Genomic DNA, 13,444 nt, shown 5'->3' with positions numbered 1-13,444 from the left:
ATGAACTTGCCGGGTACTATCGCGATTGAAGCCTATGACCGCAACGGTCCAAAACGCTCCAGATGCATACCCCCGATCATCCCATCCTCACCGAACAGCAACGCGCCATCCCCCAGCTCAGGTGGGTCGATTCATTTAGCCGCGTACTGGATACCAAATTTCGCATACCGGGTACGGACATGCGGTTCGGGCTAGACTTTATCCTCGGGCTCGTTCCCGGCGCCGGCGACATCCTTTCCCTGGGAATGTCGGGCACCCTGGTGGCTACGATGGCCCGTCACGGAGCCAGTCCGCTGCTCGTCGCGCGCATGCTCGTCAATGTGGTCCTGGACGCATTCGTCGGGTCCGTGCCGATCCTGGGCAACATCTTCGACCTGGTGTACAAAGCAAACTACCGCAATGCTCAACTGATGAAGGAGTATTACGAGGAGGGCAGGCACCGCGGAAGCGTGTGGCCCGTAGTACTTGCGGTGATCGGCACCATCATATTGCTGATGGTCGTGCTCGTATGGGTTACGGTGCAGATCTTCGAGTTTATTTTTGGCCTTTTCTGAGGTTCTCGACCAGTTCGACCCCCTTTTCTACCAGTTGTTCCAGGTTCAGATTGGTGTTGTCCAGCAGGATGGCGTCTTCCGCCTGCCGCAGTGGGCTGTCGGCCCGGTGGCTGTCGATGTAGTCGCGCTCTTCCAGGTTGGCGGCAACTTCGTCGCGGCGCACTTCTCTGCCGGCGGTAAGGAGTTCATTGAGCCGGCGGTCGATGCGGGTGTCGAGGTCGGCAACGACGAAGAGCTTCAGGTCCGCATCCGGAAAGACGACCGTTCCAATGTCGCGGCCATCCAGTATTACCCCGCCGTCGGCACCCATTAACCGTTGTTGGTCGACCAGCGCGCGCCGTACGGTAGACAGGGCGGCTACGGGGGAGACCATTTGGCTCACGGCGAGCCCCCGGATCTCTTTCTCTACGTTTTCACCGTTGAGGAGCACGTGGTTATCCGCGGGCTGAAAGCTGATCCGGAGATTTCGCATTGCTGCCGCGACCGCCTCCGGGTTTTCGATATCTACCTGCTTCCGCTGTAGGTAGAGGGTCACCGCGCGGTACATAGCACCCGTATCGATGTAGCTGTAGCCAAGCCGTTTGGCGAGGGAGCGGGCAAGCGTGGATTTACCGCAGGCGGAATAGCCGTCGATGGCTATGGTTAGGCGTTTATCGGCCATTATTTCTCTTGTTCGAACAAAGTACGGTTGGCTAGGGCATAATATGGAAAAAGCCGGCAACGCTGGGCTGCCGGCTTTCCACCGGGTTAATCCTAAACGGCGAAGCCGCGAGCGGCTTAGTATTCGTCTTCGTTGAAGAGGAAATCGTCCTTACGGGGGTAATCGGGCCAAATGTCATCAATGGCTTCGTAGGTTTCGCCTTCATCCTCCATGGCCTGCAGGTTCTCGATCACTTCGAGGGGGCTGCCGGAGCGGATGGCGAAGTCGATGAGTTCATCGCGGGTGGCGGGCCAGGGGGCGTCCTCCAGGTGTGAAGCGAGTTCGAGGGTCCAATACATGCTAACTGTGTTTAAGTACCTAAAAAAGCCGCGAGGGCGGGAATTGTTCCCGTTGGTTCAGGCGGCAAATGTAGTAATTCGCCAACACTATTGAACGAGCGGCGACAGATTGTCGGTACACAACTGATATTCACCTAGTTATAGGTTCCGATGACGGTGAAGTTTTTGTCCTCATAACCGGGAGGAACCTGGCCGATGCGGCTGCTGTTGCGGGGGCCGGTCGGGTCGCAGAAGACGTAGCGCTGACCCTTATAGTTGAAGGAATCGCCCGGCATGTCACTGCCTACTGCCACGGTAAGGTGATCGTCGTAGGCAATAACGGCCATCGGTAGATCGAGCAGGTCGCGCACCAGCGCAAAGAAAAGGGCCGAGCGATCTTCGCAGTCGGAATAGCTGTACCCGAAGAGTTCCTCCGGTACCATGGGCTTAGACCGGCCGAAGTACTCATTGTCCTCCTTGTACGAAAAGGCCGATCGCGTGAAGCTGGTGAGTAGCTCGAGTTGTTGTTGTACGTCCATTCCTTGCATGAGCTTTTCGAGCTGGGGAAGCAGGCTTTTGGCAAGGGTAGGGGAGAGCGGAGTCTCGAGGTAGCAGTACTCGTGAATGAAGGGGTAGTCGGTCATAATGTCCACCATCGTCTTATCGAAGGTGACACTAAGCTGCTGGGGGATGCCGTGGTAGGAGAACACCAGGTCCTTATTGGTGGGTTGGGTCGCCAAGCTGGGCCAGCTGTTGAGCTGGAAGCCGAACGATTTGCCGCGGGGATTGGGGTGATCGTTGAAAATATACAGCCGCTGCCGCCCCTTGCACTGGCCGTCGAGGCAGCTGATGTTGGCGTAGGGCCTGCCTTCCGATTCGATAATGGGAACTTCGAAGAGTTCCTCCTTGGTGTATACGTTAAGGTAGATCTGGTCGCCGCGAAAGGTAAGCCGGGCGTCGAAGCCTGCGTCGATCAGCAGCTTGTAGAGGGTAATGGTCTGGGCTGCGGGAGCGGCGCCCCGGTAGATCGTATTGACGGTATTGCGGGCCAGTTTGAAGAACAGGAAATCGTTGAGTCCGAAGCGGCCCTTAGCATCGAGGAGGTGGTTTAGCAGCACTTGAGTTGGGCGACGCTGGAGCTGATTGTACGTGCTCCTAATAGTAGCGTTGTTGAGCTCGCTCGGTTCGGCGACCATCATGCCGGGGTCGTAAGTTACCGTCACCGGTTGGGCGTAGAATGGAATGGAGAAACGTTGATAATTGGCGGGATTGCCCAGGTTGGTGAGGTTCGTATTCGCAAAGGCCAGTACGCACAGCACGAGAGCAACCAGCCTGGCGACAACAATTTTCATGGGGGTTTTTTTTCCAAACTTTTGCAACGGTCGGGGTGCAACGAACACCCTGCTGCCTTGCTACGTAATATACGTTCGCCGCTTTGGAAAAGTATGGCCCCCCGGAGGTAATTAAGAATTATTTAAACGCGGAGTATGACCCCGCAAAATTTAAAATGGATGACTGCTATTCACCGAGGGCCTCGCTGGCTGCTTCCCAGCTCTCCATGACTGCGGTCAGCGCATCCTGTTTCTTCTTTAATTCGCCGGTGGTGCGGTCTACGCGCGCCTGGTCGTTGTAGAAGGTTGGGTCGGACATCTTAAGGTGCAGCTGTTCGATCTCCTTTTCCAAACGTTCGATCTTCCGCTCGGCACTCATCACCTCCTTCTGCAGCCGCCGCGACTCCTCGCTACTGAGCTGGATCTTGGGAGGTACCGCGGTCGGAGCATTGACTTCGCCATTCTTCGGTTTCTCCAGTTCCACGCTGCGCATGTCGTTGAGCTGTCGCTTCTCGAGGAAGGCATTGACGTCGCCCAGATGCTCATAGAGCTTGTGGTCGCGAAATTCAATGGTCCGCTCGGTGAGGCCGCCGAGAAACTCCCGGTCGTGGCTTACGACCAGCAGGGTTCCGTCGTATTCCATGAGGGCCGACTTCAGCATGTCCTTGCTGGCCATATCGAGGTGGTTGGTGGGTTCGTCCAGCACCAGCAAGTTGAAGGGCCGCAGAAGCATGCAGGCCAGGGCCAGGCGGGCCCGTTCTCCGCCGGAGAGTACCATTACCTTTTTGTCCTGATCCTCACCCGAAAAGAGAAAGGCACCGAGGACGCTCCGCAGTCGGGTCCGCATTTCTGGCGGACTGGCCTCCTCCATCGTTTCCAGGAGGGTCTTGTTGCCGTCCAGTGCGTCGCTCTGATTCTGGGCGTAATAACCAACGCTTACGTTATGACCCAGTTCTACTTCACCTGCCGTGGCGGGGGTCTTGCCGATCAGGATCTTCGCGAGTGTAGTTTTACCCTGACCGTTTTGCCCGACGAAGGCTACCCGGTCGCCGCGATCGACCTTGAGGTCCACGCCGCGGAGCACGTTGAGCTTCCCGTAGGTTTTGGTCACCTTGCGCGCCTGAAGGGTGATGGCACCCGATCGGGGGGCGGGGGGGAAACGGAGCTTCATCACCGAAGTATCGGTGACGTCCAGCTCGATGCGCTCGATCTTATCGAGTTGCTTCTGCATCGACTGTGCCATCTTCGTTTTGGTGGCCTTGGCCATAAAGCGGCTGATCGTACGCTCCTTGTCGGCAATTACCTTTTGCTGGTTGAGGTAGGCGGCTTCGGCCTTTTCCCGGCGCTCGGCCTGTAGCTCCACGTACTTGCTGTATCCGGCCTTGTAGTCGTATACACTGCCCAGTTCGATCTCGAGGGTCCGACTGGTTACGTTGTCGAGGAACTGTTTGTCGTGACTGATCGTGATGACCGCCCCCGAATAATTCGCCAGCCAGTTTTCGAGCCAGATGATGGACTCGATGTCAAGGTGGTTGGTCGGCTCGTCGAGCAGCAGGTAATCCGGCCGCTGCAGTAGCATTTTGGCCAGTTCGATGCGCATCTGCCAACCGCCCGAGAACTCGGTGGTCTGTCGATTGAAGTCGCCGTTCTTAAAGCCCAGCCCCTTTAATACGCGTTCCGCTTCGGCTTCCATCGTAATGCCGCCGACCAGTGCGAACTTCTCGGTTAGGTGGGTAAATTCCTCCAACATCTCCGAGTAAGAATCGGACGTGTAGTCGGTCCGTACCTCCATCTCTTTATTAAGCTCTTCCAGCCGGTCCTCCATCTCCTGGATGTGCGCAAAGGCCGTGAGGGTTTCTTCCATTACGGTATTGCCGGTAGGCATGTCCATTTCCTGGTGCAGGTATCCGAGGGAAGAGCCGCTCTCCCGTTGCACCTTGCCTTCGTCGGGAGTGAGATCGCCGGCAATGATCTTGAGCATGGTCGATTTGCCGGCGCCGTTGCGCCCGACGAGCCCCAGTTTATCGCGGGTACCGACCGTAAAGGTTACGTAGTCGAACAGGATTCGATCTCCGTATTGCTGGTAGATGCCGGTGGCGGTAAGCATAGAATAGTGATTAGGGAACTTCGTCGGAAACGGTCTGAGTGGGATGGGGCCTTGATCGGCTGGGTCAAACGACCAGCCTTATCACCAAAACCCCACCTTAGCGGGCGCAAAGGTACAAATTGCTGTTCTCAGTTGCTAAACTCCTCAGCGTGATCGAACTACCGCGGCGCTTGGATGTCCCGTTCAGACGATGAAGTTGTCGTTTCGCAGGATCTCGCGCAGTTCCAAGTTGTCGCGATTGGCCCGCAGCAGGAAGGCAGCGGGCTGGCTGCGGTAGGGTTCCTGAAGAACGTAGGTACGCTGTGACTGTTTGCCGTAGCCGGCGGAGAAGTAGATGGTGTCAATTACTCCCTCCTTGGCGAAGTAATCCATCTCACGACGAATCATGGCCAGCGGCAGACCGGTAGCCATGATCAGGTCCTGGTCGCGGGGACGAAACCCATAGCGCTCGAACAACAGGAAAAGGTCGTCCACGGTGAGAAAGGGTGCCGGAGAAAGCGAGGGCTGCTCCTCATCGGTGATGGGTTCCCGCAGGGTGTAATGATTGACCAGGCGCTTGTTGTAGCCCTGGTCCAGAATACCGGCCATCGCCAAACGCATCAAACGGGAGCGTGCCTCTCCCTTGCTGAGCTGGGTTGTTTTTGCCAGCCGTTCAGGAGTCAGCAATCCGTCGGGTTCCCGCGAAAGCCGTAACAGCAGATCCCGGTCGCTGAGCTTACTCTGCACTTCAGGACCAGTGCGCCGTTGCCAGATCAGGTAAATGACCAAAGCAAGCACGATCATGGTCAGAAACGAGAGCAGCAGGATAAGGAAAACGGTTTTGGTCATAGTTTCTCCTTTATGCGAGAGTAAACTTACCAAAAAGGTGGCGCGGGTTAGTGACGGGCCGGGTGCGAACCACGAAAGCGAGCAGTTAGTTCTTTTTCTCCCGTAGCATCCCTTCCTGTACTACGCTGGCTACCAATTTACCACTTAGGTCGAAGATATTTCCCCGCGTGAATCCCCGCGCACCGCTTGCGCTCGGACTATCCATGCTGTACAGCAGCCAGTCGTCCACCCGGAAAGACCGATGGAACCACATGGCGTGGTCGAGACTGGCCATCTGAAGGTTTCGGTAGTCCGTCGCCCGACCGTGGGGGAGTAGCGCCGTGGTGAGCAAGTTGTAATCGCTGGTGTAGGCCAGTACCAGGGCCTGTAGGCGCCGATCGGCCGACATTTCGCCCCTCGTTCTGAGCCAGACGTTGCGGGTGGGGGCGTATTTCTCGTGGGCAAAGGGATTGAGGAATTCAACGGGACGAAATTCCAGTGGCCGCTCAATGCTGAGGATCTTTTTGATGTTGGAGGGCAGGGTGTCTCCGAACTGGCGGGCCATACCCTCGTAGCTTACTAACTCCTCCGGAGGCAGTACTTCGGGCATCTCGATCTGGTGGTCGAAGCCTTCTTGGTCCAGTTGAAAGCTGCTGGTCAGGTGAAAGATTGCCTGTCCGTTCTGAATCGCCTTGACTGCACGCGTAGTGAAACTGCCGCCATCCCGAATTCGGTCGACCTCGAATACGATCGGAACGTCCAGGTCGCCCGGCAGGACAAAGTAGCCGTGCAGACTGTGTACGAAGCGATCTTCGGGAACGGTGCGCATGGCCGCGGCGAGCGCCTGAGCGAGCACCTGTCCGCCAAACACCCGGGCGTTCCCCACTGAGCGGCTTTCTCCGCGGAAGAGGTTAACTTCCAGGCGTTCGAGATCGAGCAGCGAGAGGAGTTCGGAAATATCTTTCATGGGGCAAACCTACGAAAGGCATTGCTCCTTTGCCCATTTCCCTGCTCCCGCGCTCGCCGCCAACCTTTTGTCCTGCCCGTATTGTTAGCCTGACAACTATATTTGCCAAAATTCTTTTCTATGCCCGCCCACCAGCACCCCCCCGTTTACATAGTTTCCGCCGTCCGTACGCCGATTGGATCGTTCGGTGGCGCCCTCGCTTCCCTCTCCGCTACCCAGCTCGGAAGTGCCGCAATCAAAGGAGCCTTGGAACGTGCGGGCGTACCCGCCGAACGGGTGCAGGAGGTCCTGATGGGAAATGTAGTCAGCAGCAACCTCGGTCAGGCCCCCGCCCGCCAGGCCGCCCTCGGAGCAGGGATCCCGAATACCGTTCCCTGTACCACGGTAAATAAGGTTTGCAGCAGCGGCATGAAGAGCGTGATGCTCGGTGCCCAATCGATAATGCTCGGTCACAACGACATCGTCGTCGCCGGCGGCATGGAGAGCATGAGCAATATCCCGTACTACGTAGCTGATGCTCGCTGGGGTGCTAAGTTCGGTGATCGCAAACTCATCGACGGCCTCACGAAAGACGGACTCACCGATGCCTACGATCAGCAAGCGATGGGCACCTGCGCCGATGCAACGGCCAGTAAGTATGGGTTCAGTCGCGAAGAACAGGACGAATACGCCACTAACTCCTACAAGCGCAGCGCCGAAGCGACCGACAACGGCACCTTCAAGCGGGAGATCGTACCGGTCAGCATCCCCCAGCGTCGCGGGGAGGACGTGATCGTCAGCGAGGACGAAGAGTACAAGAAGGTCAAGTTCGATAAGATGGCATCCCTGCGCCCCGCCTTTTCCAAGGAAGGTACCGTTACGGCTGCTAACGCCAGTACCATCAACGACGGCGCCGCCGCCCTCGTGCTGGTCAGCCAGAAAGTGGTCGATGAGCTGGGACTGAAGCCGCTCGCCAAGATCGTCTCCTTCGCCGATGCCGCCCACGAACCCCAGTGGTTCACGACCGCCCCCACCAAAGCCGCCCCCCTGGCCGTGGAGCGTGCCGGACTTACCATGAGCGACATGGATTTCCTGGAAGTCAACGAAGCTTTCGCCGTAGTACCCATGGCTTTTGCCAAAGAACTCGGACTAAAGGGGGATAATATGAATGTTAACGGCGGCGGTGTCTCCCTCGGTCACCCACTGGGAACTTCCGGTGCCCGCATCCTGGTCACCCTGATCAATACCCTGCATAGCCGGAACGGTAAGTACGGGCTGGCTACGCTGTGTAATGGGGGTGGGGGTGCTTCGGCGGTGGTTGTGGAGGCACTATAATTTTAACACAGATTGAAGCAGATTAGGGCACGGATTCTCACGGATTAAAACATTTTGTGGTATAATTGTCGGGAATTATTGCCACTATGAGAAACTTGAATGATTTAACCTACGAGATACGGGGCGCCGCATTTCGTGTCCATACTGAATTAGGTCCCGGTCTTTTGGAATCTGCTTACGAAGCGTGCTTGTTACATGAATTGCGGAGTAATGGATACGAGGTCAAGCGGCAAGTATCGCTGCCGATCCATTACCGAGGCGTCACGCTATCAGCAGGGTACCGAATTGATTTATTGGTCAACGATGCGATAGTGATCGAGCTTAAATCAGTGGATGCACTATCTCCCGTACACACTGCACAACTTCTTACCTATCTGCGACTGTCAAAATGCAAGCTCGGACTGCTGATGAACTTCAACGTCAGAAACATGCAGGAAGGCATCAAACGCTACATCATGTAATCTGCGTGAATCCGTGCCCTAATCCGTCCTAATCTGTGTTAAACTGTGTTGAACCCTCCCCCGCAGGCAACTCCTCCAACACAGCCGGATCATAGTTAAAGCTATTCTCCGCCGCCAGCCCCTTCACCCCATCGAAGTGGCGGTAGATGAAGTCAAAGTCCTCCCGCACATTTCCCGTCGGATAAAATGGCTTCGAAAACTCGATCACCCGGTTGCCAAAATCAAACTTCGCAAAGATCATCGGCACGTTCGCCTCCCGCGCGATCCAGTAGAAGCCCGTACGGAAACGGTCCACCTTCTTACGGGTACCCTCCATGGCGATGCAGAGGTAAAACTCCTCCCGCTCCGCGAAGATTTTGGCCACCGCCTGGGTGAAATTGGTTCGTTTTTCCCGCACCACCGGTACCCCTCCCGTCCACTTCATGATCGCACCCATTGGCCCACTAAACAGGGTCGACTTGGCCACAAACTGGATGTACTTACCCACCACGGCCCGGGAGTAGATACCGTAGGGAAAATCTCGGTTGCTGGTGTGCGGACCGGTAGGCACCACGCATTTCTTCGGCCAGTTGCCGTGATTGTGATCCACTACCCGCATGCCGTTGATACGGAGCATAAGTCGGGCGAGCCAGGCGGGCATCATGTTGCGAAAGGTTTAAACGGGTTCGAAGAAGCCGGTCGCGCGATTTTTGTTCACGCCGTCCCAGCTAAAGTACCGACCGTTCATCACAATGTATACCCCGGCGGGGAGCGACTGCACAAAGGCCAGGGCACTGCCCAAGTTAAAGAAACCATCCGAAGAGCTCCCGAAGGCATACGGGATCATGGCCCCGGTGATCACGATGGTCTTGCCCCGGATGTCTTCCTGCGCCAGATAGTGGGCCGTTTCGGTCATGGTATCGGTGCCGTGGGTGATTAGGATCTGGTCGGTGGTCGCCGAGCGACAGTTGTTGGCGATGTTCTCCCGGTCCTGGTCGGTGATCTCCAGACTGTCCAGCATCATGAGCGTCCGGATGCTCACGTCGAGGGTCGACCGACCCACTTCGAGCATCTTAGGCAGACTGCTGTCCCGAAAAAATAACTTGCCGGTCACGAAGTCGTACTCCTTATCGAAGGTTCCACCGGTCACGAAGATCTGTATCAATGTAGCGTATTAAGACCGCAAAAGTATCAAACTTACCCGCTTGCCGCGGGCGACGCTAGGTCTTCCGTTTCTTCTTCTTCGCCGCCGGAAACAGAATGTTGTTGAGAATGAGGCGGTAGCCCGGACTGTTCGGATGCAGGCTCAGGTCCGTTTCGGGATCGTTAACCAAATGACGATAGTCTGCCGGATCGTGCCCCGCGTAAAAGGTGAAGAACCCCTGTCCGTACTGACCGTGCAGGTAGCGGGCTTCCCGGGCCGGTTTGTTTTCTCCGAGCACGAGCACGTCGCTCTTGATGTAGTCGTTGGCAAAGGCGGTGGTTTGTCCCATGAACCCCTTAACGGTGCGCACGTGATTCTGGGTGAGCATGGTGGGCACCGGATCCCACTTCGCGCTGAAGTCAAACAGGGTGAAGTAATCCTGCTCCTCGGTCACCTGCCGCGGATTGTGGTCGATGTCGCTGAATTCATACTCCAGCGGATTGCGTTCCAGCTGGAAGTTCTCGAAGGCAAAGGTTTTACTGTAGTCGAGTTTCGACTGGGCGTTGGGGTCGATGCCGTCGCCGTCGTAGTACTCCGCGCAGATGTCCGTGCCGTTTGCCGCCAGGGCAATGTCGTAGCTGTCCGTCGCCGAGCACATGGCAAACATGAAGCCGCCGCCGCCGACGTAGTCCTTGACCTTTTTCACCACACCGAGCTTCAGCTGACTCACCTTCTCGTAGCCGTTCTTGGCGGCAAGTTCCTCCTGGTAGGCGACCTGCCGACGGTACCAGGGCGCGTTCTGGAAACTGCGGTAGAAGCGGCCGAACTGTCCGGTGAAATCCTCGTGGTGTAAGTGCAGCCAGTCGTATTCGGCCAACTTGTCCTCCAGCACCTCGGTATCGTAGACGGTCTCGTAGGGAATCTCGGCGTAGGTGAGCACCAGCGTCACGGCATCGTCCCAGGGCTGTACTTCGGTCCCCTCCCGAAAATTGTAATCGGGGGTGTAGACGGCAATTTTGGGGGCTTTCTCCAGCTTCATCGCGTCCATGTTCCTTTCCGGATCGGCGATCTCGGCCAGGATGCCGTTGAAGCGGGCGTCGGCGATCACTTCGTACTTCACGCCCCGCGTCAGACACTCCCGCTCGAAGGCCCGACTGTGCTGAAAGGCAAAGCTGCCCCCCCGGTAATTGAGCAGCCACCAGGCCTCGATGTTATTGTTCAGTACCCAGTAGGTGATGCCGTAAGCCTTGAGGTGATCGGTCTGGGTATCGTCCATCGGGATGAGGATGGTCGATGCGCGGGACACCGCCGAAACGGCCAGCAGAAGGAGGAGGATCGATAGGCTGCGTAACATGGGGAAAGCTTGTAGGGGGTTAACGACACGGACGCGACAGGTGTTGCGGCACAGGGGGGCGGCGGCGCGCAGGAGCAATGAACCCGACAACGCACAACGCTCCACGGCCCACGTTTGGATACCATGAGCCAACAATTTACGATTACCCCCGTCTCCTCCGAAGAGCTACCGGAACTTCCGGGAGACTGGACCACCGACGACTACCGCAAACTCCTCGAACTTACCGAATACGGCGACACCTCCGACCTATCCGACAAGGAGATCCAGGAAATGACCTTCATGTCCGTAGCCGATCTGGCAAAGCCGGAAGCCGCCAAGCTGCTGATCGACTACGTATTCCCGAAGGATGCCCTCACCCCCGGCCAGATCCAGAACTCCAGCCACGAAATGGACACCGAGCGCCTCTGGGAAGAATACCCCGAGCCGCAGCACCACCGCAATTTCTTCCGCGTCGGCAGCCTCCTCTACGCAGCCTACAACGGCGGACACCCGAAGCCCGACGGTCGGCAAGTGGTCGTCAACATCACCGCCAAAAATGAAGAGGGCGCCCAGCTTCTTGAACACCCGAAACCCGCCTTTCTACTGCGCCTGCTCGCCCCCGCGATGAACAGCCACGCCCTGCTGCACCGCCTCTACGAAGACGAGCTTAAGTCGGGCCCCTTCCCGGCTGCGGCTAATATCATCTGGTCTGTTGAATCTAAACCGATCGGTGACCATGCCTTCGAGGTCACCCTGCTCAGTACCGATTACTGGTTGGAGGCATTCGAGCCGGTGGGGGAGTATGAGCACTCCCTGTAGTCACGGCTCCTGCATCCCCGCCCTACTTTCGTTAGGCCGTTCTTACCTTTCCGCCCATGATCTGGAGCGATAAAAAGATACTGGCCGCCATGGACCGCGGCGAAATCATCATCACACCCTTCGACCGCGGGAACCTGGGCACCAACAGCTACGACGTTCACCTGGGTAAGCACCTGGCCCGCTACAAGGATCACATCCTCGACGCCCGCAAGCACAACGAGATCGAGGAAATGGAGATCGGGGAGGAAGGCTTCGTGCTACACCCCAATACCCTGTACCTGGGCGTTACCCTGGAGTACACGGAGACCCACAGCAGCGTTCCCTTCCTGGAGGGCAAGAGCAGCGTCGGACGCCTCGGCATCGACATCCACGCCACGGCCGGCAAGGGCGACGTCGGCTTCTGCAATCACTGGACGCTGGAGATCAGCTGCACCCACCCCGTGCGGGTCTACGCCGGTATGCCGATCGGTCAACTCATCTACTTCGCCGTGGAGGGCGACATCGAAAATTACTACAACAAGAAGCCCGGCGCGAAGTACAATACCGTGAGCGACCGTCCCATGGAGTCGATGATGTGGAAGAACAGCTTTTAGGCTCGTCGGCCGACCGAGGCACGAGGCTCGTCCGCCGAGTAGCTGGAAATTTACCATTTACCATTTACGGATGTACCATCTCCAATTTATGTGGATGCTCGCTCCGCTCGTCCGCCCTGTTATCCTCGTCGGCCGACCGAGGTACGAGGCTCGTCCGCCGAGTCAACCAAGATGCCCCATGAAAACAGATGACCTCTCCCACCACTTCCAGACACAGCTTACCCCTCTCCTCGGCGAGCGCGAGGCCCGGTCCACCACTCGGCTGCTCATGGAAGACCTGTTTGCCTACCGGCAGGGTGGGGCGCCGCGGGAGCTAACGACGGAAGAAGCGGAGCTGGCGCAGGAAGCATTGCTCAAGCTGCAGGCGGGGACGCCGGTGCAGTACGTGACCGGAATAGCAGACTTTTATGGTTTACAACTCCGGGTATCGCCCGCTGTGCTGATCCCCCGCCCGGAGACGGAAGAACTGGTGGAGTGGATACTCACGGACCACCCGGCATCAACTTACCGATCCATTGTGGATATTGGCACCGGATCAGGCTGCATCCCCCTGGCGCTCAAGCGAAAACGGCCGCAGTGGGAGTGTAGCGGCATTGATGTGAGCCCCGAAGCACTCGCGGTAGCGGCGGAAAATGCCGAGCGACTAAGTAGTGCTTGCACCTTTTCAAGGGCCGATGTCCTGCACGATTCGTTCACGCTAGCCACCGGGTCAGTTGACGTCCTGGTCTCCAACCCACCCTACATACCCCCCTCGGAGTTGCAACGGATGGGCGAATCGACGGTACAGCACGAACCCCACCTGGCGCTCTTCGTACCGGAGGAAGATCCGCTGGTATTCTACCGCCGCATCGCCGAACTCGGACGGGACGGACTGAAAGACCACGGACACCTCTACTTTGAAACAAACGAATTCAACAACGAGCTGGTCGTGGAGCTCTTACGTAGTGAGGGATACCGGGATGTGCAGCGTAAGCAGGACCTCCAGGGCAAGTGGCGAATGGTCCGCGGTACACGGCCGCTCGTCGGCCGACCCTAAGTCGTCCGCCGAGTTCGGCGA

Annotated in this window: 15 protein-coding genes; 6 read left to right on the top strand and 9 right to left on the bottom strand. The window is 57.4% G+C overall.

Annotated features, from left to right (window positions below; translation table 11 throughout):
• Positions 1–62: 62 nt before the first annotated feature.
• Complete coding sequence (locus GGR28_RS06290; RefSeq protein ID WP_183494892.1) at positions 63–554, top strand: DUF4112 domain-containing protein; 492 nt, start codon at positions 63–65, stop codon at positions 552–554.
• On the opposite strand, the gene cmk is transcribed toward GGR28_RS06290, so the two are convergent.
• The 6 genes from cmk to tesB form a co-directional block, all read right to left on the bottom strand.
• Positions 535–1,215 carry a (d)CMP kinase gene (cmk, locus tag GGR28_RS06285; RefSeq protein WP_183494891.1) on the bottom strand — a complete coding sequence of 227 codons (681 nt, stop codon included), beginning with the start codon at positions 1,213–1,215 and terminating at the stop codon, positions 535–537. The two genes, GGR28_RS06290 and cmk, sit on opposite strands and share 20 nt — an antisense overlap.
• Before the next feature lie 116 nt (positions 1,216–1,331).
• Positions 1,332–1,553 carry a DUF2795 domain-containing protein gene (locus GGR28_RS06280; RefSeq protein ID WP_183494890.1) on the bottom strand — a complete coding sequence of 74 codons (222 nt, stop codon included), beginning with the start codon at positions 1,551–1,553 and terminating at the stop codon, positions 1,332–1,334.
• Between the two features lie 134 nt (positions 1,554–1,687).
• Positions 1,688–2,884: a hypothetical protein gene (locus GGR28_RS06275; protein WP_183494889.1), complete on the bottom strand. Its 1,197-nt coding sequence runs from the start codon at positions 2,882–2,884 to the stop codon at positions 1,688–1,690.
• Between the two features lie 166 nt (positions 2,885–3,050).
• A complete protein-coding gene (locus GGR28_RS06270) occupies positions 3,051–4,970 on the bottom strand; it encodes an ABC-F family ATP-binding cassette domain-containing protein (RefSeq protein ID WP_183494888.1) in 1,920 nt (639 codons plus the stop codon).
• A 183-nt stretch (positions 4,971–5,153) separates the two neighbouring features.
• Positions 5,154–5,798, bottom strand: coding sequence for a hypothetical protein (locus tag GGR28_RS06265; RefSeq protein ID WP_183494887.1), 645 nt, complete (start codon positions 5,796–5,798; stop codon positions 5,154–5,156).
• A gap of 85 nt (positions 5,799–5,883) precedes the next feature.
• The gene (tesB, locus tag GGR28_RS06260) at positions 5,884–6,744 is read right to left on the bottom strand and encodes an acyl-CoA thioesterase II (protein WP_183494886.1); all 861 of its coding nucleotides are present in this window, start codon (positions 6,742–6,744) and stop codon (positions 5,884–5,886) included.
• A 120-nt stretch (positions 6,745–6,864) separates the two neighbouring features.
• Here tesB and GGR28_RS06255 point away from each other — a divergent pair, with 120 nt between their 5' ends.
• The gene (locus GGR28_RS06255; protein ID WP_183494885.1) at positions 6,865–8,058 is read left to right on the top strand and encodes an acetyl-CoA C-acyltransferase; all 1,194 of its coding nucleotides are present in this window, start codon (positions 6,865–6,867) and stop codon (positions 8,056–8,058) included.
• Between the two features lie 86 nt (positions 8,059–8,144).
• The gene (locus GGR28_RS06250; RefSeq protein WP_183494884.1) at positions 8,145–8,519 is read left to right on the top strand and encodes a GxxExxY protein; all 375 of its coding nucleotides are present in this window, start codon (positions 8,145–8,147) and stop codon (positions 8,517–8,519) included.
• A 28-nt stretch (positions 8,520–8,547) separates the two neighbouring features.
• On the opposite strand, the gene GGR28_RS06245 is transcribed toward GGR28_RS06250, so the two are convergent.
• The 3 genes from GGR28_RS06245 to GGR28_RS06235 are packed head-to-tail and all read right to left on the bottom strand — an operon-like array spanning position 8,548 to position 10,996.
• On the bottom strand, positions 8,548–9,162 hold the full coding sequence (locus GGR28_RS06245; protein ID WP_183494883.1) for a 1-acyl-sn-glycerol-3-phosphate acyltransferase: 615 nt from the start codon (positions 9,160–9,162) through the stop codon (positions 8,548–8,550).
• Between the two features lie 12 nt (positions 9,163–9,174).
• A complete protein-coding gene (locus tag GGR28_RS06240; protein ID WP_183494882.1) occupies positions 9,175–9,663 on the bottom strand; it encodes an asparaginase domain-containing protein in 489 nt (162 codons plus the stop codon).
• A 55-nt stretch (positions 9,664–9,718) separates the two neighbouring features.
• A complete protein-coding gene (locus GGR28_RS06235) occupies positions 9,719–10,996 on the bottom strand; it encodes an asparagine synthetase B (RefSeq protein ID WP_183494881.1) in 1,278 nt (425 codons plus the stop codon).
• 123 nt (positions 10,997–11,119) lie between these two features.
• Between GGR28_RS06235 and GGR28_RS06230 the strand changes: the two genes are divergently transcribed.
• The 3 genes from GGR28_RS06230 (at position 11,120) to prmC (ending at position 13,423) form a co-directional block, all read left to right on the top strand.
• Complete coding sequence (locus GGR28_RS06230; protein ID WP_183494880.1) at positions 11,120–11,794, top strand: hypothetical protein; 675 nt, start codon at positions 11,120–11,122, stop codon at positions 11,792–11,794.
• A gap of 56 nt (positions 11,795–11,850) precedes the next feature.
• Complete coding sequence (dcd, locus tag GGR28_RS06225; protein ID WP_183494879.1) at positions 11,851–12,387, top strand: dCTP deaminase; 537 nt, start codon at positions 11,851–11,853, stop codon at positions 12,385–12,387.
• 178 nt (positions 12,388–12,565) lie between these two features.
• Positions 12,566–13,423, top strand: coding sequence for a peptide chain release factor N(5)-glutamine methyltransferase (gene prmC / locus GGR28_RS06220; RefSeq protein ID WP_183494878.1), 858 nt, complete (start codon positions 12,566–12,568; stop codon positions 13,421–13,423).
• Positions 13,424–13,444 lie beyond the last annotated feature (21 nt).

The organism is Neolewinella aquimaris (assembly GCF_014197245.1).
GTDB lineage: Bacteria > Bacteroidota > Bacteroidia > Chitinophagales > Saprospiraceae > Neolewinella > Neolewinella aquimaris.
This window is presented reverse-complemented; position numbering and strand designations above follow the sequence as displayed.